The organism is Priestia sp. D51 (genome assembly GCF_053345675.1).
This window is the reverse complement of record NZ_JBLTIR010000001.1, coordinates 146032-169126: the sequence shown is the minus strand read 5'-3', so window position 1 is coordinate 169126 and position 23095 is coordinate 146032. Positions and strand designations below refer to the sequence as shown.

At 38.7% G+C, this 23095-nt stretch carries 25 protein-coding genes and 3 other annotated features; of the genes, 3 read left to right on the top strand and 22 right to left on the bottom strand.

Going from position 1 to position 23095, the window contains the following annotated elements:
* Positions 1-15 precede the first annotated feature (15 nt).
* The 3 genes from polX to zapA form a co-directional block, all read right to left on the bottom strand.
* On the bottom strand, positions 16-1728 hold the full coding sequence (gene polX / locus ACNHOZ_RS00920) for a DNA polymerase/3'-5' exonuclease PolX (RefSeq protein WP_028411763.1): 1713 nt from the start codon (positions 1726-1728) through the stop codon (positions 16-18).
* 197 nt (positions 1729-1925) lie between these two features.
* The gene (locus tag ACNHOZ_RS00915) at positions 1926-2483 is read right to left on the bottom strand and encodes a CvpA family protein (RefSeq protein ID WP_014458067.1); all 558 of its coding nucleotides are present in this window, start codon (positions 2481-2483) and stop codon (positions 1926-1928) included.
* Positions 2480-2740 carry a cell division protein ZapA gene (zapA, locus tag ACNHOZ_RS00910; RefSeq protein ID WP_013059415.1) on the bottom strand — a complete coding sequence of 87 codons (261 nt, stop codon included), beginning with the start codon at positions 2738-2740 and terminating at the stop codon, positions 2480-2482. The genes ACNHOZ_RS00915 and zapA overlap by 4 nt, the downstream gene beginning before the upstream one ends.
* A 143-nt stretch (positions 2741-2883) precedes the next feature.
* Between zapA and rnhC the strand changes: the two genes are divergently transcribed.
* A complete protein-coding gene (gene rnhC / locus ACNHOZ_RS00905; RefSeq protein WP_033579627.1) occupies positions 2884-3798 on the top strand; it encodes a ribonuclease HIII in 915 nt (304 codons plus the stop codon).
* Between the two features lie 33 nt (positions 3799-3831).
* Here the strand turns inward: rnhC and pheT are convergent, their stop codons facing one another.
* The 3 genes from pheT to ACNHOZ_RS00890 form a co-directional block, all read right to left on the bottom strand.
* The gene (gene pheT / locus ACNHOZ_RS00900; protein ID WP_028411765.1) at positions 3832-6246 is read right to left on the bottom strand and encodes a phenylalanine--tRNA ligase subunit beta; all 2415 of its coding nucleotides are present in this window, start codon (positions 6244-6246) and stop codon (positions 3832-3834) included.
* A gap of 13 nt (positions 6247-6259) precedes the next feature.
* Positions 6260-7294, bottom strand: coding sequence for a phenylalanine--tRNA ligase subunit alpha (gene pheS / locus ACNHOZ_RS00895; protein WP_014458064.1), 1035 nt, complete (start codon positions 7292-7294; stop codon positions 6260-6262).
* Between the two features lie 54 nt (positions 7295-7348).
* Positions 7349-7584: a binding site (T-box leader), on the bottom strand.
* Positions 7585-7632: 48 nt separating this feature from the next.
* Positions 7633-8397, bottom strand: a complete 765-nt coding sequence (locus ACNHOZ_RS00890) for a TrmH family RNA methyltransferase (protein ID WP_176343388.1) — start codon at positions 8395-8397, stop codon at positions 7633-7635.
* 140 nt (positions 8398-8537) lie between these two features.
* On the opposite strand from ACNHOZ_RS00890, the gene sspI reads away from it, so the two are divergent.
* On the top strand, positions 8538-8744 hold the full coding sequence (gene sspI / locus ACNHOZ_RS00885) for a small acid-soluble spore protein SspI (RefSeq protein ID WP_013059420.1): 207 nt from the start codon (positions 8538-8540) through the stop codon (positions 8742-8744).
* A gap of 56 nt (positions 8745-8800) precedes the next feature.
* Here the strand turns inward: sspI and ACNHOZ_RS00880 are convergent, their stop codons facing one another.
* Positions 8801-9886 (bottom strand): M42 family metallopeptidase, encoded by a 1086-nt coding sequence (locus tag ACNHOZ_RS00880; protein ID WP_028411767.1) that lies wholly within the window; start codon positions 9884-9886, stop codon positions 8801-8803.
* Positions 9887-9963: 77 nt separating this feature from the next.
* Positions 9964-10452: a dUTP diphosphatase gene (locus tag ACNHOZ_RS00875; RefSeq protein WP_048019699.1), complete on the bottom strand. Its 489-nt coding sequence runs from the start codon at positions 10450-10452 to the stop codon at positions 9964-9966.
* Between the two features lie 132 nt (positions 10453-10584).
* Here ACNHOZ_RS00875 and ACNHOZ_RS00870 point away from each other — a divergent pair, with 132 nt between their 5' ends.
* A complete protein-coding gene (locus ACNHOZ_RS00870; protein WP_028411769.1) occupies positions 10585-10962 on the top strand; it encodes a hypothetical protein in 378 nt (125 codons plus the stop codon).
* A gap of 18 nt (positions 10963-10980) precedes the next feature.
* Here ACNHOZ_RS00870 and ACNHOZ_RS00865 read toward each other — a convergent pair whose 3' ends face one another.
* From ACNHOZ_RS00865 to ytaF, 14 genes are all read right to left on the bottom strand, one after another.
* Entirely contained in the window at positions 10981-11241 is a 261-nt protein-coding gene (locus ACNHOZ_RS00865; protein ID WP_028411770.1) for a DUF1294 domain-containing protein, read from the bottom strand.
* Positions 11242-11301: 60 nt separating this feature from the next.
* The gene (rplT, locus tag ACNHOZ_RS00860) at positions 11302-11661 is read right to left on the bottom strand and encodes a 50S ribosomal protein L20 (protein ID WP_013059425.1); all 360 of its coding nucleotides are present in this window, start codon (positions 11659-11661) and stop codon (positions 11302-11304) included.
* Between the two features lie 39 nt (positions 11662-11700).
* Positions 11701-11901 carry a 50S ribosomal protein L35 gene (rpmI, locus tag ACNHOZ_RS00855; RefSeq protein WP_013059426.1) on the bottom strand — a complete coding sequence of 67 codons (201 nt, stop codon included), beginning with the start codon at positions 11899-11901 and terminating at the stop codon, positions 11701-11703.
* Positions 11902-11922: 21 nt separating this feature from the next.
* Positions 11923-12426 carry a translation initiation factor IF-3 gene (gene infC / locus ACNHOZ_RS00850; RefSeq protein WP_013059427.1) on the bottom strand — a complete coding sequence of 168 codons (504 nt, stop codon included), beginning with the start codon at positions 12424-12426 and terminating at the stop codon, positions 11923-11925.
* A 69-nt stretch (positions 12427-12495) separates the two neighbouring features.
* Positions 12496-12618 (bottom strand) — a sequence feature (ribosomal protein L20 leader region).
* A gap of 171 nt (positions 12619-12789) precedes the next feature.
* Entirely contained in the window at positions 12790-14748 is a 1959-nt protein-coding gene (gene thrS / locus ACNHOZ_RS00845) for a threonine--tRNA ligase (protein ID WP_260508405.1), read from the bottom strand.
* A 43-nt stretch (positions 14749-14791) separates the two neighbouring features.
* Positions 14792-15040, bottom strand: a binding site (T-box leader).
* A gap of 60 nt (positions 15041-15100) precedes the next feature.
* Positions 15101-15961, bottom strand: coding sequence for a sporulation protein YtxC (gene ytxC, locus ACNHOZ_RS00840; protein ID WP_048019697.1), 861 nt, complete (start codon positions 15959-15961; stop codon positions 15101-15103).
* A gap of 96 nt (positions 15962-16057) precedes the next feature.
* Entirely contained in the window at positions 16058-16990 is a 933-nt protein-coding gene (dnaI, locus tag ACNHOZ_RS00835) for a primosomal protein DnaI (protein WP_013059430.1), read from the bottom strand.
* Positions 16991-17022: 32 nt separating this feature from the next.
* The gene (locus tag ACNHOZ_RS00830; RefSeq protein ID WP_048019696.1) at positions 17023-18450 is read right to left on the bottom strand and encodes a replication initiation and membrane attachment family protein; all 1428 of its coding nucleotides are present in this window, start codon (positions 18448-18450) and stop codon (positions 17023-17025) included.
* Between the two features lie 72 nt (positions 18451-18522).
* Positions 18523-18984, bottom strand: coding sequence for a transcriptional regulator NrdR (gene nrdR, locus ACNHOZ_RS00825; protein ID WP_013059432.1), 462 nt, complete (start codon positions 18982-18984; stop codon positions 18523-18525).
* A 243-nt stretch (positions 18985-19227) separates the two neighbouring features.
* Positions 19228-19614, bottom strand: a complete 387-nt coding sequence (locus tag ACNHOZ_RS00820) for a hypothetical protein (protein WP_048019695.1) — start codon at positions 19612-19614, stop codon at positions 19228-19230.
* 93 nt (positions 19615-19707) lie between these two features.
* Positions 19708-20088: an adenosylmethionine decarboxylase gene (gene speD / locus ACNHOZ_RS00815; RefSeq protein ID WP_013059434.1), complete on the bottom strand. Its 381-nt coding sequence runs from the start codon at positions 20086-20088 to the stop codon at positions 19708-19710.
* Between the two features lie 424 nt (positions 20089-20512).
* On the bottom strand, positions 20513-21544 hold the full coding sequence (locus ACNHOZ_RS00810; RefSeq protein ID WP_013059435.1) for a glyceraldehyde-3-phosphate dehydrogenase: 1032 nt from the start codon (positions 21542-21544) through the stop codon (positions 20513-20515).
* A 275-nt stretch (positions 21545-21819) separates the two neighbouring features.
* The gene (gene coaE, locus ACNHOZ_RS00805) at positions 21820-22416 is read right to left on the bottom strand and encodes a dephospho-CoA kinase (protein WP_033579624.1); all 597 of its coding nucleotides are present in this window, start codon (positions 22414-22416) and stop codon (positions 21820-21822) included.
* A gap of 23 nt (positions 22417-22439) precedes the next feature.
* The gene (gene ytaF, locus ACNHOZ_RS00800; RefSeq protein WP_033579623.1) at positions 22440-23069 is read right to left on the bottom strand and encodes a sporulation membrane protein YtaF; all 630 of its coding nucleotides are present in this window, start codon (positions 23067-23069) and stop codon (positions 22440-22442) included.
* Positions 23070-23095: the final 26 nt, after the last annotated feature.

The window sequence follows — 23095 nt, the reverse complement described above, 5'->3', positions numbered from 1 at the left end:
GATTCCTCCTGTTGCTTATTTATGTCGATTTAAAAAGGCGGTTAATTCTTTGAGGCTATACGTATTTAATACCGTTTCTGGTTTAAGCCAGCCTTTAATTCCCGTAGATATTCCAATTTCCATATGCTCTAGCATGTCTAGATTGTGAGCATCTGTATTAATTGCAATTTTAACTCCTGCCTCTTGTGCTTTTTTTATGTGCTCAGCGGCTAAATCTAAACGGTTTGGATTCGCGTTTAGTTCAAGAGCCGTTTTTGTTTCCTTAGCTAATTCAATTAGCATATCAATATCTACATCATATCCGTTGCGGCGACCAATCAAACGACCGGTCGGATGAGCGATTAAATCTACATGAACATTATTTAACGCTTGCTTTAAACGATTCATAATTTCTTCGCGTGATTGTGAAAAACTAGAGTGAATGGACGCAATAACAAAATCTAGCTCAGCTAGCATTTCATCATCATAATCAAGTGTTGCATCGGGCAAAATATCCATTTCAATTCCTGCTAGTATTGTAAAATCATCGAACTGTGCGTTTAAACGATTAATTTCTTCACGCTGTTTGCGAATGCGTTCAGGCGTTAGACCGTTAGCTACTTTTAAATACTGAGAGTGGTCTGTAATCGCCATGTATTCATAGCCTCGCGCGCGACATGCTTCCGCCATTTCTTCAATTGAATACGCTCCGTCGCTCCACGTGGAGTGCATATGCAAATCACCTTTTACCGCACCGTAGGTCACAAGCGTTTGAGGTTTTATAAATGCATCTACTTCCGTTCCATCTTCACGAAGTTCCGGCGGAATAAAAGACAGTCCAAAATGTTCATAGAATGCTTGTTCAGACTCAAATGTCATAACTTCGCCTGTCTCCGCATTTTCAACGCCATACTCGCTAATTTTTTCACCGCGTTCTTTTGCTAATTGACGCATGCGCACATTATGATCTTTTGATCCTGTAAAATGATGAAGCGTCGTGGCAAACGCTTTATCTTCTACAAGACGAAAATCCACGGACACATCGTACTCATAGGCTAACGTTACCGATACTTTTGTATCTCCATTTGCAATGACATCCTTCACATTTGGCAGCGATACTAGCTGTTCACGGACAGCATGAGGCTCAGCTGTTGAAATAATAAAATCAAGATCTTTTACAGTTTCTCTCATGCGGCGAATGCTCCCTGCTTGAGAAAAACGCTCAATGCTATGCATATGTTTAAGGGCTTCTAAAATTTCTTCCGCTATTGGAAGCATAAAAGCAAGGGGCAAACGATCAGGACGTTTCCCAAACTCTTCAATAGCAGCGATAATTTTCTCTTCCGTCTTTTTACCAAAACCGCTTAGTCCCTGCACTCGATTTTCCATACAGGCCTGATGCAGTGATTCCATGTCTTTAATATCTAGCTCTTTATATAATTTAGCGATTTTTTTACCTCCAAGCCCCGGCAGCTTAAGCAGAGGAATAAGTCCTTCAGGAACTTCTTGCTTTAGTTCTTCTAGTACGCTTGACTCATTTGTTTCCATATACTCTGTAATAACTGCAGCCGTTCCTTTACCAATCCCTTGGAGCTTGGTAAAATCCTCAATCTCTGTCAGCGTTCTCTCGTCCGTTTCTAGCGCTGCAGCTGCTTTTCGAAAAGCAGAAATTTTAAAAGGGTTATCTCCTTTTAATTCCATATATGTAGCAATTGTTTCTAACAATTTAATAATATCCTTTTTATTCATCTCTTTTCACCAGCCTATTATCATAATAACGAAACTTTCAAAACATGATGAGTGACATATGTACTCTCTCAAATTTTTATCTAGACATACTTTTATCTCCGTGAAAACCGCAGAACAGACTGCGATAAAAAAAGAGGGTATCTCAAAAGTATTATGACACTTTCGACACACCCTCTCAACAAGCTATTGTAATTTCATTACATTACACCATACTGAGTCCACAAATCTTGAATGGCAGACGATAAGTATGGAGTATTTTGTACGATATTGATTGCAATTGAAGACTGTTGAATTGGCGTTTGAATTTCACTTACAGGAATCACGGCTCCAATGTATAACAAAATAAAAACGATGATATACACTTCAACGAATCCAAGTGCACCTCCGCCCCATTTATTTAACTGGCGCAGAATTGGCAGTTCGGTTAAAGCCGTTAAAACAGAGCCTGCAAGGCGAAGTACAATGTGAGTAGCAAAAAATAAAATCGCAAATGCAATCATTCGATAAAAAGCGTCTTCTATCGTTCCAGAATCAAATACAAACGATGCGACACTTTGCTGCTGAATATTGTCTGGAAACGGAATCAACAAGCGAAGTCGGCTTGCCAAATCTCCACTAAACATATAAGCGACGATAAACGAAACCGCAAAACTGACAATATGAATGAGTTGCAAAATAAATCCTCTTTTAAGACCTGTTACAAAGCCTAAAAGAAGCAATATAATTAAAATGATATTAAGCATTGACTCAGTCATTCCTCTTTTCCATAAAGTTTTTGTTCAAGTCTCTCATAGTCTTCTTTCAGTTTTATATATTCGTGTACAGCATTCACAGCTGTTAATACTGCTAATTTATTGATATCTAAAGAAGGGTTTTTAGTACTGATTTCACGCATTTTTTCATCCACTATAGAGGCGACAAGTCGAATATGGCTTGTACTTTCGCTACCGACGATGCTGTACTGCTGACCAAAGATGTCAACTGTCGCACGTGTTTTATCTTGTCTTGACACGAGAAAATCCTCCGTTCCACGAAAAATCCTAATCCCTATCATACCACGAAGAAGACTTCAATGGAAACATATCTATATTTAAGCTATCATAAGGGATAGTGCTTATAAAGTAAACTAAAATACCCCGAAAGGAGTGAAGCATTATGTCACATGCTGTTATTAAGGTATCAGCTGATCAGATAGCTAAAATGAAGCTTCATTACACATCCTATTTGCAGCCTAAATTGCCGCAGGGAAGTATTTTTTCGGCTAAAACTCCCGGCTGTTCTATCACTGCATACCGCTCTGGAAAAGTACTTTTTCAAGGAAAAGAAGCTGAAACAGAAGCAGCTAAGTGGGGAGGTCCTTTAGATGCTGCTAAAAAGGCTCCTGTCTCACACCTCCCATCAAACTTCAGTTCACTATCGGTCATTGGTTCTGATGAAGTAGGAACGGGAGATTATTTTGGTCCCATGACCGTAGTTGCTGCCTATGTTCAAAAAGAGCAGCTTCCTTTGTTAAAAGAATTAGGAGTACGAGATTCAAAAGAGTTAACGGATGCTAAAATCATTGAAATTGCCAAGCAGCTTGTTTCGTTTATTCCTTACAGTTTGCTTGTCTTACATAACGAAAAGTATAATGCATTTCAAGAAAAAGGCATGTCACAAGGTAAAATGAAAGCTCTGTTGCACAACAAAGCTTTATCCAACGTGTTAAAAAAATTGGATCCTGAAAAACCTGATGCGATTTTAATTGACCAGTTTGTTGAAAAAAACACCTATTATAAACACATCGTAAAGGAAAAAGAGATTATCAAAGAAAATGTCTTTTTCAGTACAAAAGGAGAAAGCGTTCATTTATCTGTAGCCGCTGCTTCCATTATTGCCAGATACGCATTTTTAAAACAAATGGATTTACTAACGGAAAAGACGGGGATGGTCATTCCTCGCGGAGCTGGAGCACAAGTTGATATCGCCGCTGCTAAAATTATTAAAAAACATGGCGTCAATGCGCTGAACTCTTTAGCTAAAATCCATTTTGCTAATACAGAAAAAGCTTTAAAATTAGCTAAAAAATAAGAGATGTGGAAATCCACATCTCTTTTTTTATTCTTATGAACGAAGCGTTGCACCAAATTCTTTTTCAACAGCTTCTAACACTGCACCATGTGCTTTTGCTACTTCTTCATCTGTTAATGTACGTTCAGGATCTAAGTAACGTAAAGAGAAAGCTACAGATTTCTTGCCTTCTTCCATACGCTCGCCTTCATATAGATCAAATACTGTCACGTCTTTTAAAAGTTCTCCGCCCGTCGTATAGATGACGCGCTGAACTTCTCCTGCAAGAACGTTTTTATCTACAACAAGTGCAATATCACGTGTAATAGATGGGAATCTTGGAATAGCTGAATAACGAACTTCTTCGACATCTGCAGCTAATAGCTCTTGAAGGTGTAATTCAAACACGTATGTTTCACGAAGGCCATACTGTTTCTGAGCAACAGGATGAACTTGACCCACGTATCCAATTTCTTTTTCATCTAACCATACAGCCGCTGTACGTCCAGGGTGCATACCGTCTTTTTTAACGGGAGCATATGAGATTCGTTTCTCTAAACCAAGCTGTGCAAATAACCCTTCTAGTACACCTTTAATCACATAGAAATCAACGACTTTCTTTTCACCTTGCCAGCCGTGAGCATGCCATAGACCCGTGATTGCACCAGCTACGCGCTCCTGCTCATCCGGTAATTCCCCTTCACCTTTAGATAAGAACACTGAGCCTGTTTCGTATAGAGCAATAGAATCCGATTGACGAGCATTATTGTGCTTCACTGCTTCAAGTAAATGAGGTACTAAGCTTTGACGAAGGATGCTGCGATCTTCACTCATCGGCATTGCTAAACCAATCGTACTTGTTGCATTGAGTGCAAACTGAGTAGCTTTTTCAGCGCTCGTTAACGAATAGGTTGTTGTTTGCGCTAGCCCTGCTCCCTCTAAAAAACGGCGAACTTTACGGCGTCCAAGCTGATACTCTGTTAATTTTCCTGGAGTTGCCACTGTTACAGGAAGCGTTGTAGGAAGGTTGTCATAGCCATACATGCGCGCTACTTCCTCCACGATATCTTCTTCAATTGTAATATCGCCTCGACGAGTCGGTACCGTTACAACGATTGTTTCATCTTCGACTTTGCTTTCAAATTGAAGACGGTTCATAATATCTTGTACTTCTTCCATCGATAGTTCTGTACCAAGCACATTGTTAATACGTCCAAGTGACACAGCTACAACAGCAGGTTCCACAGTTAGTGTATCTACTTCTACAGTACCGCTTACCACTTCACCTGAAGCGTATTCAGCCATTAATTCTGCTGCGCGGTCAGCAGCTACACGCGTACGGTTAGGATCAATTCCTTTTTCAAAACGAGCACTTGCCTCACTGCGAAGACCGTGGTCTTTGGAAGCTTGACGAACTGTTAAACCTTTGAAGTAAGCTGATTCAATAAGAACGTTTACCGTATCGTCTTTTACTTCAGAGTTTGCTCCCCCCATTACACCTGCAAGGGCTACCGGTTCACTGCCGTTTGTAATAACAAGCTGATTGCCTTTTAATACGCGCTCTTGATCGTCAAGCGTTACAAACTTCTCGCCTTCTGACGCGTGACGTACAACAATTTCTTTTGAACCAAGACGATCATAGTCAAAAGCATGCAGCGGCTGGCCGTATTCAAGCAAAATATAGTTGGTAATATCAACAACGTTGTTATGAGGTCGAATACCAGCTGCCATTAAACGCGTTTGCATCCATAATGGTGACGGAGCAATTTTTACGTTTTTCACAACGCGCGCTACGTAAAGGGGATTGTCTTCTTTTGCCTCTACTTTAACGGAAATATAATCAGCTGCTTGCTCATCAGACGTTTGCACGTTTACTGACGGATACTTCACTTCACGACGTAAAATAGCAGCCACCTCATGTGCTACACCTAACATACTTAAGCAGTCTGAACGATTTGGTGTTAGCCCTAGTTCTAATACTTCATCGTTTAAGTTTAATGCATCTAGGGCATCCGCTCCTACTTCAGCATCACTTGGGAAGACGAAGATGCCTTCTTGATAATCTTTTGCCACAAGCTTGCTTTCAATGCCAAGCTCTTGAAGAGAACAAATCATACCGTTCGATTCTTCACCGCGAAGCTTAGCACGCTTGATTTTAAAGTTACCTGGAAGTACAGCTCCCACTTTTGCAACCGCTACTTTTTGACCTTGTGCCACGTTAGGTGCTCCGCACACGATTTGAACGATTTCTCCTCCGCCAAGATCTACTTGACAGCGGCTTAATTTATCCGCATTTGGATGCTGTTCACGTTCTACAACGTGACCAATTACCACTCCGCTGATGCCTTTATTTAAGTTTTCTACACCTTCAACTTCAATTCCACTTTTTGTGATTTTATCAGCTAACTCTTCTGCCGTTACGCCTGATAAGTCAACATACTCTTGTAACCAACGATAAGATACAAACATCGTAGTCCCTCCTTTATACTTGTTTAAATTGATCTAAGAAACGAACATCATTTGTATAGAAATGACGAATATCATCCACGCCGTGTTTTAACATAGCAATACGCTCTACACCGATTCCAAAAGCAAAACCACGATATTTAGTTGAATCGTATCCAGCCATTTCAAGAACATTTGGATGAACCATACCGGCTCCTAAAATTTCAATCCAGCCTGTTTGTTTACATACATTACAGCCTTTACCTCCACATTTTGCACACGATACGTCTACTTCTACAGACGGCTCAGTGAATGGGAAGAAACTTGGACGAAGACGAATTTCACGGTCTGCACCGAACATCTTTTTCACAAATACTTCAAGCGTGCCTTTTAAATCGCTCATACGAATGTTTTCGTCTACTACAAGACCTTCAATTTGCATAAATTGATGTGAATGCGTAGCATCATCGTCATCGCGGCGGTACACTTTACCTGGGCAAATAATTTTAACAGGTCCTTTGCCTTCATTCTTGTTCATAACACGAGCTTGAACAGTTGATGTATGCGTACGAAGAAGCGTTTCTTCCGTAATATAGAACGTATCTTGCATATCACGTGCTGGGTGACCTTTTGGCAAGTTCAGCGCTTCGAAATTATAGTAGTCCTGCTCTACTTCTGGTCCTTCTGCTACTTCATAGCCCATTCCTAAGAATAAATCTTCTACTTCTTCAACCACGCTTGTGAGCGGGTGATGCGTACCTGCTTTAACCGGGCGTCCCGGCAGCGTTACGTCAATTGTTTCTGAAGCAAGTTTACGCTCTACCTCGGCTGCTTCTAACGCCGTTTGTTTTTCTTCAATTTTAGATGCAATCGCTTCACGTACTTCATTTGCAAGTGCTCCCATTACAGGACGCTCTTCAGCTGAAAGTTTTCCCATACCGCGAAGTACTTCTGTGATAGGGCCTTTCTTTCCTAAATAAGCTACGCGTACGTCGTTTAATTCTTTTAAAGCACTTGCTGCTTCGACTTTTGCAATTGCTTCTTGTTGAAGTTCTTGTAAACGTTCTTTCATCACTTATTCCTCCTTTTAACGTAAAAAATGACAAATAAAAAAACCTCCTCCCAAAAAAGGGACGAGGATTAGTCGCGTTACCACCCTTGTTAACTATATACACAGACGTATACAGTTCACTTCATTCAAGTTAACGGAATCTCCGGAACACCTTTACATCTATGTAAGATGGTCTAAGTGTCAACTCAAGAGGTGAATTCACTTATTACATTTATAAAAATGCTTTCAGTCATGGCATTTTCTCCCTGCATAAACGGACATAAGCTACTGCTCTCTTTCATCGTTTTTTACATATGTAACTATTGTATTATTATAGTGAAAACACGTTCTCGATGCAACTACATTCCGCGTAAATAATAAAGTAAGATTCCAGAAGCGATGGCAACATTTAACGACTCGCTCTTTCCATAGATGGGAATGTACAGATTCTGATCCGTTTGTTCCAACACTTTCTCGCTTACGCCATTTCCTTCATTTCCCACAATCAGCGCAAATTCGTTTGAAGGTTTTACGTGTGTGTAGACCTTTCCATTTTGTAACGACGTGCCGTAAACTGCTATTCCTCTTTCTTTTAACAATGAAATTATTTCGAGTAAATCGCCTTTTACAATTGGAAGGTGAAAAATAGCTCCTTGCGTTGAACGAACGACTTTTGGGTTGTACACATCCACGCTGCCCTCTCCAATGATAATAGCCTCCACTCCCGCAGCATCAGCGGTTCGGATAATGGTACCTAGGTTACCTGGATCTTGCACGGCATCTAAAAGCAATACTTTCTGTGCTGTATGAATAATTTCCGCATGCTTTGTTTGAAAACACACGGCAATAATTCCTTGAGGTGTTTCTGTGTCAGATAATAACTTACTAATTGCTTCGTTTACAACGATTATTTCGATACCGTCTATATCCCACTGTGCAGGCACTTCGGTCGATTCGCGTATAATTAGTTCCTTTACGCAATCCTTATTTTTGATAGCCTCTTCGACTAAATGAAAGCCTTCTACCATAAAAAGGCCCTGCTTATCACGGTCTTTTTTATTATGCAGTTTTTTCCACGCTTTTACCTGCGGATTTTTAACTGAATCAATTTGTTTCACAAACATAACTCCTTTATCTATACAAAAATAAATAGTTCGATTACATTTTGTTCAATAATCATTAGATAAGTTTCACTTTATTGTACATAGAAATCGCAAAGAAAACAAAAACTATTGGTAACTTTACGATAGCTGAGGTGAAAATGATGGATCTTAATTTACGAAATGCTGTTATTGCAAACGTTTCAGGAAACTCAAAAGAAGAGCTTGAGGCTACAATTTCTGACGCTATTCAAAGCGGTGAAGAAAAAATGCTCCCTGGACTTGGTGTTTTATTTGAAGTGCTTTGGGAAAAGTCTCCGGAATCAGAAAAAGAAGAAATTCTGACAACGCTTGAAAACGGTTTAAAATAAATAACCTTTTCCTATGTACAACAAAAAGCTCATTCTCCTAGGAGAATGAGCTTTTTTCAATTATACGTAATGGCGTTAACCGTATCTCGGTCTAAGCGCTTAATGACTTCCGCAATTAATTTAACTGCGTTTTCATAATCATCACGATGAAGCATTGCTGCATGAGAATGGATATAACGAGTTGCAATTGTAATCGAAAGTGCTGGCACCCCGTTAGCTGAAATATGGATAGAACCCGAGTCCGTACCGCCTCCAGCAATTGCATCAAATTGATACGGAATATTTAATTCATCTGCCACATCTACCACTGTATCTCGAAGTCCTTTATGAGAGACCATGGAAGCATCATATAAAATGATTTGCGGACCCTGCCCCATTTTAGAAGAGGCTTCTTTATCAGAAACACCAGGTGTATCTCCAGCGATACCGACATCAACAGCAAATGCAATATCCGGTTCAATAAAGTTAGCAGATGTTTTTGCACCTCGGAGTCCAACTTCTTCTTGCACCGTTCCTACACCATACACAACATTTTCATGTTTTTCATTTTTTAAAGCTTTTAATACATCGATAGCGATTGCACAACCAATACGGTTATCCCAGGCTTTCGCTAGCAGCATCTTTTCATTGTTCATAACCGTAAATTCGAAATAAGGTACAACCTGATCACCAGGTTTTACTCCCCACTCCGCTACTTCTTCTCTGCTAGAAGCACCAATATCGATGAACATATCTTTAATGTCAACTGGCTTTTTGCGAACTTCTGGAGGCAAGATATGAGGTGGCTTTGAGCCAATAATCCCCGTTACCTCTCCTTTAGATGTCACGATGGTTACGCGTTGAGCAAGCATAACTTGAGACCACCATCCGCCTACCGTTTGAAAACGAATAAAGCCGCGTTCATCAATTTGAGTCACCATAAAACCAACTTCATCCAAGTGACCGGCTACCATAATTTTAGGCCCTTGTTCGTTGCCTACTTTTTTTGCAATCAAACTGCCTAGCCCATCCGTCGTTACTTCATCTGCATAAGGTGCAATATATTTCTTCATAACCTCACGCGGTTCACGCTCATTTCCAGGAATTCCTTTTGCATCTGTTAGTGCTTTAAGCATCGTCAATGTTTCATCTAACTTTGTCATATGGATTACCCCTTTCATATGTATACCTCTATTATAGCTAAAAAGAGGTTGAAGTAAAATTTCCCATCCCTTTATTTCTAGTATCCTTGTTCTTGGCGTTTAAAATTCACTTCATTTTTTGACATGTACGCCTCTTCAATATGTTCAGCAGAAAAACCAAACATATCGCCAAGCTTCATGTAAGATGCAAACATGTTCACATAGTTTTCTTTTGACAGGTCCTGCTCGAAAGCAGAAACTTGTGCAAATACCTGTAAAAATTGTGTTGTTTTTGAATCAGCTGCTTTTAATTTTGGCAGCTCAGTTAAATCATCGTATCCTTTTTCAATACCTAAAGAAAGAATGAAATGTACGCCGTCCACAAATTCTTCTAAAATAACAGCATCTTCAGCCGGAGGTTTAACGCTCCAAAATTTGAAGCAGCGCGTTTCGTTTGCCAGCTCTCCCATTTCAACAAGCAGAGCTAAAAGTTTTCTTGGAACCAAGTCTTCCTTATGAAGCTGATGCTTGTCCTCTATATGCTGATCCAGCTGACGCTGCATGGTAAATAGCTGTTGTAAATTCAATGTAATCACTCCTGTAATTATGTATATCTTCTTCTTTTTAAACCAATAAAGAAATTATATCAAAAATCGTGAAACTTTTTAGAGACTGAAACGTAAAGTAAGAAAACTGTGCCTTGTAAAGGAGGGAGCGTTATGTTTGTTATTGTTATCGTTCGCGTGTTCATTTTCGCGCTTGTTGCTTACACACTATTAAAGCTGGTTCAGCATTTTCGCAGTCCAAAGCGGAAGCTTGTAGCAGCTCAGGAACATCAGCAATTTTTTGTCGTTGACGAAAAAACGAATATCCGCAAAAATTTTCTACTAACGTATAAAGGTATTTTATTTGAAGGAGAAAAATACAGCAATCCCAATGAACCAGAGTCTTTGTCGATTACAATGGTGTTAACAGATCCATCTCGATTGCATGAACTGCAAAAACAAGATTTCAAGCTGCTGGAAAATCACGTACACAACATGTATCCAAATGCTCCTATTCGCTGGAAAAGCCCCGTTCGAGAATTTTTACACTGAGCACAAAATCATTTGTGCTCAGCTGATAACAAAAAAGAAAAGTAAATCAAGAGCGGCAAGAATAGGAAAACCTACTGTAAACGATGTGTGCTTCGTTTTATGACGATAGCAATACATACCAATCAGTCCTCCAATGGCTCCTCCGATAGCAGCTACCGTCCACAGTGTGCTTTCGGCAATTCTCCACTCATGTCTTTTCGCTTTTTGTTTATCTCTATACATCATTCCTATCCCTATTATATTAATAACAATAAAATAGGTAAGCAGCAGTTCATTCATGATATGTCCTCCGATAGCAAAAAAGCCTCATCATCTAAAGATGACGAGACTTTATATTCATTACTTATCTAAGCCTTTTTTAGCAGCAGTTGCTAATTCAGCAAATGCTTTTTCATCAGCTACAGCTAAGTCAGCAAGCATTTTGCGGTTAACTTCAATACCTGCTAATTTTAAACCGTGCATTAAACGGCTGTAAGAAAGACCGTTCATACGAGCAGCTGCATTAATACGTGTGATCCATAATTTACGGAAGTCACGTTTTTTCTGACGACGGTCACGATAAGCATACATGTGAGATTTCATAACTTGCTGATTAGCAACTTTATATAATCTATGCTTCGAACCGAAGAAACCTTTAGCTAATTTTAAAACTTTTTTACGACGTTTGCGTGTTACTGTACCGCCTTTTACGCGTGGCATAATTGTTTACCTCCTGTATTGTTTCTATCTCAACCCAAATTACTTAATGTTATCTAATAAGTGACGGATACGTTTGAAGTCACCTTTGCTTACTAAAGAACCTTTACGTAATTTACGCTTTTGTTTTGTAGATTTGTTAGCGAATAAATGGCTTGTGTAAGCACGAGCACGTTTTAATTTACCGCTTCCAGTCTTTTTGAAACGCTTTGCAGCGCCACGATGTGTTTTCATTTTTGGCATGGGGTGTTCCTCCTCGTTCTATTACTTTTCGTTTTTAGGTGCCAAGACTAAGAACATGCTGCGGCCTTCCATTTTAGGAGCCGATTCAACTGAACTTACATCTTCGCAAGCTTGTGAAAAACGTTCAAGTACTTTTTGGCCAATCCCTTTATGAGTAATGGCACGACCTTTAAAGCGAATAGACGCTTTCACTTTGTCACCTTTTTCAAGGAACTTGCGTGCGTTACGAAGTTTAGTGTTAAAATCATGTTCATCAATTGTTGGACTTAAACGAACTTCTTTTAAGTTTACAACTTTTTGGTTTTTACGAGCTTCTCTTTCTTTACGTTGTTGCTCATAGCGGAATTTACCGTAGTCCATAATACGACATACCGGCGGTTTCGCATTTGCAGCAACCATTACTAAGTCAAGATTTACTCGTGAAGCAATTTCTAATGCTTCATTTTTTGATTTAATTCCTAATTGTTCACCATTTTGATCAATTAGACGAACTTCGCGAGCTCGAATGCCCTCGTTTACCATCATGTCCTTGCTAATAAGTAGCCACCTCCAAGGTTTAATGAGCGAATACGCTTGCTTAGACCGATTATTAACTCACACAAAAAAGTGTGAGTACATACTGCACCCACACTTCTATCGTTTTAATTAAGATACGATGTACCTGCTAACTGCTTTATGCGTCACTCAGGTGAGAAGCGGGTGCTTCTTCTTCTGTATAAACAAGTATTCAATTACTTAAGCTATTATAGTATCAACAAAGACAAAAGTCAATGATTTCGTTCTTTTTTCACAACAAAAGTTATTGTATCAAAGGAAAACCATTTATGCAACAGTTTTTTATAAATGTTAGATAAAAAAGCAGAGAATTTCAATTCTCTGCTTTTTTCATTAACGAGATGCTTCTGCTTTTACATTTTGTAAAAAGGCTTGGAAATCCACTGTTTCTGAATTCTGCTCACCATATTTACGTACGTTTACTGCTTTATCTTCTACTTCTTTATCCCCTACAACAAGCATGTAAGGAATTTTTTGCATTTGAGCCTCACGGATTTTATAGCCAATTTTCTCATCGCGAGAATCAAGTTCCACACGAATACCCGCAAGCTGAAGCTGTTCTTGCACTTCTTTTGCATACTCAAGGTGAACCGTAGGTGATACCGGAATCACTTGAACTTGTACAGGTGCTAACCACGTTGGGAAAGCTCCTTTGTATTCTTCGATTAAGAAAGCTACAAAACGTTCCATTGTTGACACCACGCCGCGGTGAATAACAACAGGTCGATGCTGTTTTCCGTCTTCCCCTACATACGTTAAATCAAAGCGTTCAGGAAGTAAGAAATCCAATTGAACCGTAGATAGCGTCTCTTCTTTACCAAGAGCTGTTTTAACTTGAACATCTAGTTTTGGACCGTAGAATGCCGCTTCGCCTTCAGCTTCATAATAATCGAGGTCAAGCTCATCCATTGCATCTTTTAACATGCTTTGTGCTTTTTCCCACATTGCATCATCATCGAAGTATTTTTCTGTATCTTCAGGATCACGATAAGATAGACGGAATGAATAATTTTCAAATCCAAAATCTTTATAAACCGCTTCAACTAAGCGAACCACACGAATAAATTCTTCTTTGATTTGATCCGGACGTACAAAGATATGTGCATCATTTAACGTCATGCCTCGAACGCGCTGAAGTCCTGATAATGCTCCTGACATTTCGTAGCGGTGCATTGTTCCAAGTTCAGCAATACGGATTGGAAGCTCACGATAGCTGTGAATACCTTGTTTGTACACCATCATGTGATGAGGACAGTTCATTGGACGAAGAACCAGGTCTTCGTTATCCATTTCCATTGCAGGGAACATGTCATCTTGATAGTGCTCCCAGTGACCAGACGTTTTGTAAAGTTCTACACTTCCAAGCACCGGCGTGTAAACGTGCTGATAACCAAGGCTTACTTCTTTATCTACGATATAACGCTCGATAATACGGCGGATCGTCGCACCTTTTGGAAGCCATAAAGGAAGACCTTGTCCTACTTTTTGAGAATTTGTAAATAAGTTTAACTCTTTACCAAGTTTACGGTGGTCACGTTCTTTTGCTTCTTCAAGAAGACGAAGATGCTCGTCTAAATCTGCTTTTGTAAAGAATGCTGTACCGTAAATACGCTGCAGCATTTGATTGTCGCTGTCTCCGCGCCAATAAGCACCTGCTACGCTTAATAGTTTAAACTCTTTAATTTTGCCTGTTGACGGCACGTGCACACCTCGGCAAAGATCAAAGAATTCGCCTTGTTGGTAAATCGTCACCTTTTCACCTGCTGGAATCGCATCAATCAATTCAAGCTTTAGTTCATCGCCAACTTCTTTAAAAAGTTGAATGGCTTCTTCACGAGAAACTTCTTTTCGTTCAATTTCAATATTTGAATTAACGATTTTTTTCATTTCTTTTTCAATTCTACCTAAATCTTCAGGAGTAATTGATTCTTCCATATCGATGTCATAGTAAAACCCATTTTCGATAACCGGGCCTACACCTAGCTGTACTTTTACATCTTTGTATAAACGTTTGATTGCTTGAGCCATTAAATGCGCTGTACTATGGCGCATAATTTCAAGCGCTTCAGGAGCATCTTGCGTAATGATTTCAAGACTGCCATCTTGTTCGATTAGCGTACGTAAATCCAGCAGCTCGCCGTTTACTTTACCTGCTAATGCTTTTTTCTTTAATCCCGGGCTAATAGAAGCCGCAATATCTTCTGTTGATGATCCTTTTGGATACTCTTTAACAGCTCCATCAGGAAATGTCATTTTGATTACTTCTGACACAACTTTCCACTCCTTTAACATAACTAATAAACTTTTTGTAAAAACAAAAAACTCGTCCCTTATAAAAAGGGACGAGTTGTGTATACACGCGGTACCACCCTTGTTTCCTCTTCGTATCTTGGATAACCCAAATAACCCGAAGCGGCTCGAGGTTTTATAACGGAAATTCCGTCAGTAATTACTAGAGACGCTGCTCGTTTACTACTGAAGTTTAGAGGTGGTAAGAATATATTCCGTGTTAGGAGATTTTCAGCCTAGATCTCCCTCTCTATAAACCGTAAATATACACTCATGTCCTCATCATAACTTGTGACATATAGCTGTTTTTCAATATGCATTTATTATATTCATTTTCAAAATAGAAATCAACCTTTCACGTTATATTTTGCTTTTGATCAAACGGAAATTCATTTTTTTCGTATAACATCACTTTTTCTTGAAAAATATTTTGAATGGTATAAACAAAATCATGATCATGCTGGTCGCTATACAGATGAATAGCAGCTGGAGATAAACTCAGCAAAGGCGCGATGATAGTTGAGTCTATGTATACTGATTCTTGTTCAGATAGAAAGGCCTCTGCTAGGGCTGCACATTCACGCTCCGGAACATATCTACTGCTTTGGTCGTACAATACAAACTTGTTTTTATTCAAATGCATTACATACACATCGCCTGTAGATGACTGTCTTTCATTAGCTGCTTGACGCAGCTGATGAATAAGAATTTGATAGTCTTGTTCAAGCTTATATTCATCAATCGCCAGCTCAGCATAATAGCGCAGCCGCTCTTGATATTCTTTTAAACGGAATTGGAGAAAAGACTCAAAGGTGAACGTTACATTATGAATGAAGAAGTCTTGAAGAGCCTGGCGGATAAGTAATTCTCTTGGAAGGGAAAATGTTTTTTGCGGAATTTCGCCTCTCTCTCCTTCCATAATCCCCCTCATAATTTGAAGCAGCAAATCTTGTTCTTCCTCTTCTGAATAGAAAAATTGTTCTTTTAATATGTTTACCATCATCTTTTTTTCTTTCTTTTTTAAAATCACGTGCGTTAATACCGGTATCACCATGTCTTGTAAAATGGCCTCTCGATTGTATGTCTCATCAATAACTAAAAGCTGATTATTCACCAACTTCAAGCACTGTGAACCATATGATAAAGCGCTTCGCTTCGCGCATAAAGACTCATATACAATGACTGCGTCTTCTACATATTTAAAGAATATTTTCATTCCTCATAGCCCCCCTTTGGACACGCTTTATTAATGTATATGGGGCAACATGCAAAAAAATGAGCAAGTCGTTACAAGAAATGTAAAACGACCTGCTCATCTATTTCGTTTATTCTCTCCATTCATTTCAACGGGAATGGCTAGAGACTTAATTCGTTCCATGACACGAGCGGCTTTGAGCTCTTCCTGCTCGCCTCGTTGGGTATAAGTCAAATGATGTTGAAGCTCTTTAAAATTTAAATTCGAGCTGAAAAATGTCGGCAAATTTTCTAGCATGCGGAATTGTAAAATGGTTCCGAGCACATCGTCTCGCATCCAGCTCGTTACAGATTCTGCTCCGAGATCATCAAGCATAAGAACCGGTACTTTTTTGACATACTCTATTTTCTCATTGAAGCTTTGATCTTGAAACGAACCTTTTAACTCACGCAAAAACTCCGGGACATACAGAATCGTAGATTTCACTTTCTTTTCGGCTAACGCATTGGCAATTGCTCCAAGAAAATACGTCTTCCCCACACCAAACGAACCGTGTAAATATAAAGCTTTCATTTTCTTATTTGGCTCATATTCTCGCACAAAATCTCTTACTAATTTAATGGCTTCAAATCTTCCCTGCTCAATTTCAATATCAGACATCGTTGCCTGTAAAATTTCTTTGGGCACGTACATACACTGAATAAAAGATTCTTGTTCTTTTCGCTCATCTTCTTGTACTTTTCTAGGACAGCGTTCATACTGTAAATCAATATTACGGCCTTTTACAACCAGCTGAGGGTGATACCCCTTCACCATATTGACACAGCTTTGCAGAGAAGGGCATTTGTCACAGCATTTGCTCTGGTCGATGAATTCATGCATCTTCATCAAGCCTCGGTCGACCATTTGCTCATCTAACTCATGGCGATGCTCTTGCAGAAACGTTTTAACTTCGGGATTAGACAGAATACTGTTTCTTAATGCTTCTAAACGTGCTTTAAAATCCTTTTTGTTCACTAACTGATTTAGTGAATCATTGATAGGCTTCATCTTTTTCACCTCATCTCTATCATACCTGCTTTTTATTCTTTATGCTTTTGTTTTAGCTCTTGATCTAACTGCTTGAGCTCTTCTTGTAGCTTTCGTTTTTCTTCTTCAAATTCATCCGCTTCTTTTGAAGGCTGCTTTTTCTCTTCTTTTTCTTCATCGCTCAACCACTCTGGCACCATTTCTTTACGCACAATTTTTCGTCCGGCCGTTTTTTTATTTTGCTTTGCCTCAGTCCAGTTCTGATATTCTTTCTGTTCATTTTTAGCTAAATTCATGGCATCTTGAACAGTTTGTACCTTTTTGCGCGCCCAGTGTCCAGCAATTTTCTCTACATAGCTCTTAGATAATTTCATATCGGATCTTAGCATAACATAGTAAATCAGAACATTTACTACCCCTGGTGAAAGCTTTTGATTAAACATCACTTCTTCAATCATTTGCAAATCTGCTTTTGATGGCTCTGCCCCCCCTGAAAACTCGATCAATAGCTGTCGAGGAGAGGTGACTTCTAGCTGTTGAATGAGCTGCTCTTCCTTAGTCTGAGGCTGCTTTTCCTGCATGGTACGAAGCATAGGAGGCTGAATTTGTTCGCTTAGATTGGGAAGTGCTTCTCCATTTTCAAATTGGTAAAAGGACTGTGCTGCTTTTCTAAGCAATTCAATATCAACTTGATCATTCTCATTTAGCGAATCGAGCACTACATTTTTCATTTGAAGAGGATCAATGCCGTATAAAAAAGCTAACTTTTCAATCGCTTGTTTTACTTTAGATGTAATTGACCTTTTCGAAATCATTGAATCTGTTAGGCCTGCTAAAAATAAATCAAAATCGAAGGAATCCGGGCTCATCTCAATAGAAGCACGGTTTGAAGAATCTATAAAGTCCGTTTGAGCATCAGGAGAAAATACATCCTTGCTTTCAGACTGAAAACTTGGAGCCAGCTCCGTTGCTTTAACTGATTTAAATACATCGTTAAATGAATGCGTCACATCTTTGAACGATTGATCATCCACGAGTGAATCCGAAAAATAATTTTTTATTTTTTGAAAGATGGATTTTCCTAGTCGGTTATATAAATATACATTTAACACGCCATCGTTAAAGAACTGATGGGGCGTAAGAGGAGGAATGAGCTCATAAATGAACACACGAACATCATCTTCTTCCTTAATATATGTTTTTAACAAACCAATACCTTCTAATTTTAACCGCTCATGGTAAATAGCTTTCAAATTAATTTGCATCATTGACATTAGGTGATGATGCGTAGACTCTTTTCCCCATAAACGATCTTGTTCCAGCTCGCTCCATAGCGTCATATACAAACCAAAACACGTCGTACCCACCAACGGCTGATAGAGCATTGTTAAAATCTTTCGGTCGTATTCCTGCAGTATGCCGCTCGAACGAACAACATAACGATCGACCGGTATCATTTCTTTCCAATGTTGTTCTTTCATGTCGTTCCCTACCTACTTTTAAAGTAATAGAAATGACAAAAAAAGAGCCTAAAGAATACTTCAATAGCTCTTTTACAGTCGTTCCTTCTTAATTAAATCTTTTAATTCATCAATAAATACATTGATGTCTTTAAATTGTCGGTATACCGAAGCAAATCGAACATAAGAGACTTCATCGATAGCAGCTAATCGCTCCATCACCATTTCTCCTACCACATCTGACTGCACCTCTGATGTACCCTGACTGCGCAGCTCTGTTTCAATATCGTGTACGGTATCTTCCAGTTGTTTTAAGCTTACTTGGCGTTTTTCACACGCCTTAATTAACCCTCGAAGGATTTTGTCTTTGCTGAACTCTTCTCTCGCTCCATCTTTTTTTACAACAATTAACGGAAGTTCTTCTACTTTCTCAAAAGTTGTAAAACGATAGTGACACTCTTCGCATTCACGTCTTCTACGAATAGAGCGGCCTTCTTCTACAGGGCGCGAGTCCAGCACTCTCGTTCCATTGTAATGACAGGATGGGCACTTCATATTCTCAGCTCCAATAATAAACCTTGTTTTTCTTTTTATTTTCTCTCATATAAGTTAATTTTCATCTATGTTAGCCGGCTATTCGCCATTTATTATGATTGTCATCATCATTTCCTTTATCAAACACGATGCTATATTAAAGGATTTACTTTATTCCATCTTATAGAAAACAAGGCTTGAATACAAGTAAAGGAAAAGGAATTTCCCCATTTTATTTCCTGAAATTCAAAAATGATAAGGAACTTACGAAGAAAGAGGAATAAGTTTTTGATCAAAGCTCTTATAAAGCGTACGTACAAGTTCTTTGCTAAAACCAAAATCAACTGGCACCACTTTTGACTCTGTTGTAGCAGAAAAATCGATAGCGGTTTCAAGAGGACGTACGCTAATAATGGTAATCACAACAAAAGCTTTTCTTCCTTTTACAACGTTTAAGCTAATTTCTCCTCGCTCTTCATACGCAGCAAGTATCTCTATCCCTTGCATATGCTTCAACATTTCATGAACTTGCCTAAATGCATTCCCAGCCGTTGTTTTGTAATAATGCGTTTTTAGAGTCGGATCTGAATGACGATCGCTTGTTTCTACATGATTAGAAAATAAAGATTTAACTACTTGTACTACCCCCATGTTGTTATCCCCTTTGTTTTTGCATATTAAAAATTTATATACTAAAAAGAGGTGTGTAATACACCTCTTAACTTACGTAATCAATCGACACTATTAAAGTGCATTCGCTTTAGTTTGTTTTACCTGAACAGGACCCATTCCACGTGGTAATTCAATTGTTTCACGTGTCTGTGCACTTAGAGCATCTGCAATATAATCTGCTGCGATTGTAGGATCTAAATGACCACAAGTATAAACATCGATACTTGCATAACCATGCTCTGGGAAGCTGTGAATCGTTAAATGTGATTCTGAAATAATAACAACGCCACTTACACCTTGAGGTGCAAATTTATGGAACGCTACTTCGCGAACTTCCGCACCAGATTTTAAAGCTGCATCAACAAACGTTTTTTCAATATAATCAATATCATTTAACTTATCGAAATCGCATCCCCATAATTCTGAGATGACATGACGACCCATTGTTTCCATAATGATATTTCCCCCTTTAACAATTTTTAATCGTTAAACATGAAGTTCTTTCGCCATATAGCATGTTAACTACCACGGGGGAAAGTTAGTCCAAAGAGGTCCTAACCCTTTAAGTAGCCACATCACCGAAAGGTACACAAGAAGTTCACGAAACATAGTATACTTTGTTTACATTTATTTTGCAATACGTGTTTTGATTTTATTAAAGATTGTTCCCGCAGATAGACCTATACAAATTACCCCTGTATTCTCGTGAGACAGTGTGTAAAAGCTGCTAAACGACTATTCATTTTTTTATTAAAATTGAGGAAAAGAAACACTCCTTTGCATGATTATCTTATTGCTTTTCCCTATTCTTTTGAATAAAAACAAAAAAAACAGGGCGATAGCTCCCTGTTTTTTTAAAAAGCAATCTATAGCTTTCTTAGCTTACTCTTATCTTTGATCCATTACGCATTTCTGCAGCAATATATCTTACCAAATCGACTACGCGCTGAGAGTAGCCCCACTCGTTATCGTACCAAGCTAACACTTTAATTTTATGATCTTCCATTACGATAGTCGATAGTCCATCTACAATCGCTGAATGAGGATTTGTATTAAAGTCAATTGATACGAGTGGTTCCATTGTTAAATTTAAAATATTCTTTAATGGTCCTTCAGCAGCTTTAATGAACGCTAGATTAACATCTTCCATCGTCACAGGTTTCCTTACATCCACAACTAAATCGACAAGCGATACGTTCGGCGTAGGAACGCGCAGCGCCATTCCATGAAGCTTTCCTTTTAAATGAGGAAGAACTAATGAAAGCGCCTTGGCTGCTCCAGTTGTTGTAGGAATAATTGATTGAGCACACGCACGGGCTCTTCGCAAGTCTTTATGCGGGTTATCAATATTCTTTTGATCATTTGTATATGCGTGAACGGTCGTCATTAAACCGTTTTCAATTGTGAACGCTTCGTCTAACACCTTGACAACTGGAGCTAGACAATTTGTCGTACAAGAGGCATTAGAGATAATGTTATGCTGATTCACATCAAACTCTCGTTCGTTTACGCCCATCACAATAGTAATATCTTCTTGTTTACCCGGTGCCGTTAAGACAACTTTTTTAGCACCTGCTTCAATATGTAACTGCGCTTTTTCTCTTGAATTAAATTTCCCTGTTGCTTCAACAACTAAATCAATCCCAAGCTCTTTCCAAGGCAAATTCAGCGGATCGCGTGAATTTAATAGCTGGATTCTTTTACCGTTAACAATTAGCGCATCATCATCACATTTAACATCTCCATTAAATGGTCCGTGTATAGAGTCATATTTGATTAAATGTGCTAATGTTTCTGCTGGATAAGATGCATTTATAGCAATAATATCTAAATTCTCCTCTATAATCGCTGTGCGAAAAACCATTCTTCCTATTCTCCCAAAACCATTAATGGCAATACGTGCTTTCATGGCTATACCCCTCTCTATATGTGTTATACTATTTAACTTTTTATATTTAATAGTATAACATAAATATTTAAAAAGTGAATAATATTAATTTTTTTTAATAAATTATTTTAATTAAGTTTTACTATATGTATATAGCGAGAACAGATATTTAACACATTCTTTTTTAGAAGCTCGTAAATATTCTCAATAAAAAAATCCGAACGAGCTTGATTCTACCTCAAGAATCAAGCTCGTTCGGATTTCCCTTCAGCTAACATACGTTTATCTCAGCCTCTTTAATCTAGCCATAGGGCTAATATACTTAAAAGCTGTTGTTTTGTTTCCTCTACAGGTCCGTTGTTATTGATCACCGCATCGGCTAAGGCTACTTTTTGAATCAAAGGCAGCTGTGCGTGGATACGTGCATAGGCATCTTTCGTCGAGAGATCATTACGAGATTTTAACCTTTCTAGCTGCACAGGCTCATCGACATATACAACCACTACTTTATCGACTAAATGCGTCAAATCACTTTCAAACAGCAGCGGAATATCTAATACCACAGCATCGTATCCTTCCTCGATATACCTTTCCTTTTGAGAAAGCATTTCTTTTCTTACCGCAGGGTGTACAATTGCATTCAACTTTTTACGTTCTTCCTCTTGAGAAAACACAATTCCCCCTAAAGCAGCTCGATTGATCTCCGCATTTTCGTGAAGAATGGCACGACCGAACGTCTCTACGATTTGGTTATATGCTTCTTTTCCTGGTTCGACGACTTCTTTTGCAATGTGGTCAGCATCGATTACTGGAATATTAATATCTCTCAGCATTCCGGTTACCGTACTTTTTCCACTAGCAATTCCGCCCGTTAATCCAATTACAATTGACATTGGCCTCTCCTTTATCGCTTTATTTAAAATCTAAAAATACCTAAAATAATAAGCAGAACTCCCGGTAAAAAGGAAAACATTTTCATCCATGATAAACGTGAAAAAACTTTGCCAAACTGTATGCCCGCACTTAAAAAAAGTGAACTCATAAGAGCTACAGCAATTGCTAAAGCATACGGCGAATAACCTAATAAAGCTGCTCCAAACCCTGCTCCAAATGCATCAAGAGATAATGCAATTCCAAGTATAAATGCTTCAATCCCAGTGATGGAACCTGAATTATCTAAATCTGCTGCCGTTGGTTTTTTCAATACGTTAATGACTAAGCCAATTGACTTAATTTCAATTTTCACTAATGTTTTTTCTTCTTTCACTCGAGATGAATCTGCCGGACAAAAAAACTGGTATAAAATCCACATTCCAAGTAGAACAAGAATACCTCCGCCTACTTTATTTAGTACATCCACTGAAAATAGATGCGTAAGTACCTTTCCTAAAAACATAGAAAACATTAAAGAAAATGCTGAGCAACATGAAATAATAAAAATGGATTTCAGCGGGATTTTCACCTTTCGAAGTCCGTATGTCAGGCCAACGCTAAAGCTGTCAAGACTTACGGCAAAAGCAAGAATAAGTAAAGAAAATGTTATCATGATGAGAGGACTCCTTTCCTTTCTGT

What these genes read in the sequence shown, in the direction of transcription:
- speD (WP_013059434.1), bottom strand. Translation starts at nt 20,088, where the DNA reads ATGGAAACAATGGGTCGTCATGTCATCTCAGAATTATGGGGATGCGAT.
- ACNHOZ_RS00870 (WP_028411769.1), top strand. Translation starts at nt 10,585, where the DNA reads ATGTTTGTTATTGTTATCGTTCGCGTGTTCATTTTCGCGCTTGTTGCT.
- ACNHOZ_RS00830 (WP_048019696.1), bottom strand. Translation starts at nt 18,450, where the DNA reads ATGAAAGAACAACATTGGAAAGAAATGATACCGGTCGATCGTTATGTT.
- polX (WP_028411763.1), bottom strand. Translation starts at nt 1,728, where the DNA reads ATGAATAAAAAGGATATTATTAAATTGTTAGAAACAATTGCTACATAT.
- ACNHOZ_RS00865 (WP_028411770.1), bottom strand. Translation starts at nt 11,241, where the DNA reads ATGAATGAACTGCTGCTTACCTATTTTATTGTTATTAATATAATAGGG.
- rplT (WP_013059425.1), bottom strand. Translation starts at nt 11,661, where the DNA reads ATGCCACGCGTAAAAGGCGGTACAGTAACACGCAAACGTCGTAAAAAA.
- ytxC (WP_048019697.1), bottom strand. Translation starts at nt 15,961, where the DNA reads ATGAAAATATTCTTTAAATATGTAGAAGACGCAGTCATTGTATATGAG.
- sspI (WP_013059420.1), top strand. Translation starts at nt 8,538, where the DNA reads ATGGATCTTAATTTACGAAATGCTGTTATTGCAAACGTTTCAGGAAAC.
- rnhC (WP_033579627.1), top strand. Translation starts at nt 2,884, where the DNA reads ATGTCACATGCTGTTATTAAGGTATCAGCTGATCAGATAGCTAAAATG.
- pheS (WP_014458064.1), bottom strand. Translation starts at nt 7,294, where the DNA reads ATGAAAGAACGTTTACAAGAACTTCAACAAGAAGCAATTGCAAAAGTC.
- ACNHOZ_RS00880 (WP_028411767.1), bottom strand. Translation starts at nt 9,886, where the DNA reads ATGACAAAGTTAGATGAAACATTGACGATGCTTAAAGCACTAACAGAT.
- thrS (WP_260508405.1), bottom strand. Translation starts at nt 14,748, where the DNA reads ATGTTAAAGGAGTGGAAAGTTGTGTCAGAAGTAATCAAAATGACATTT.
- infC (WP_013059427.1), bottom strand. Translation starts at nt 12,426, where the DNA reads ATGATGGTAAACGAGGGCATTCGAGCTCGCGAAGTTCGTCTAATTGAT.
- rpmI (WP_013059426.1), bottom strand. Translation starts at nt 11,901, where the DNA reads ATGCCAAAAATGAAAACACATCGTGGCGCTGCAAAGCGTTTCAAAAAG.
- ACNHOZ_RS00890 (WP_176343388.1), bottom strand. Translation starts at nt 8,397, where the DNA reads ATGTTTGTGAAACAAATTGATTCAGTTAAAAATCCGCAGGTAAAAGCG.
- ACNHOZ_RS00915 (WP_014458067.1), bottom strand. Translation starts at nt 2,483, where the DNA reads ATGACTGAGTCAATGCTTAATATCATTTTAATTATATTGCTTCTTTTA.
- coaE (WP_033579624.1), bottom strand. Translation starts at nt 22,416, where the DNA reads ATGTCAATTGTAATTGGATTAACGGGCGGAATTGCTAGTGGAAAAAGT.
- ytaF (WP_033579623.1), bottom strand. Translation starts at nt 23,069, where the DNA reads ATGATAACATTTTCTTTACTTATTCTTGCTTTTGCCGTAAGTCTTGAC.
- nrdR (WP_013059432.1), bottom strand. Translation starts at nt 18,984, where the DNA reads ATGAAGTGCCCATCCTGTCATTACAATGGAACGAGAGTGCTGGACTCG.
- ACNHOZ_RS00820 (WP_048019695.1), bottom strand. Translation starts at nt 19,614, where the DNA reads ATGGGGGTAGTACAAGTAGTTAAATCTTTATTTTCTAATCATGTAGAA.
- dnaI (WP_013059430.1), bottom strand. Translation starts at nt 16,990, where the DNA reads ATGAAGCCTATCAATGATTCACTAAATCAGTTAGTGAACAAAAAGGAT.
- ACNHOZ_RS00810 (WP_013059435.1), bottom strand. Translation starts at nt 21,544, where the DNA reads ATGAAAGCACGTATTGCCATTAATGGTTTTGGGAGAATAGGAAGAATG.
- pheT (WP_028411765.1), bottom strand. Translation starts at nt 6,246, where the DNA reads ATGTTTGTATCTTATCGTTGGTTACAAGAGTATGTTGACTTATCAGGC.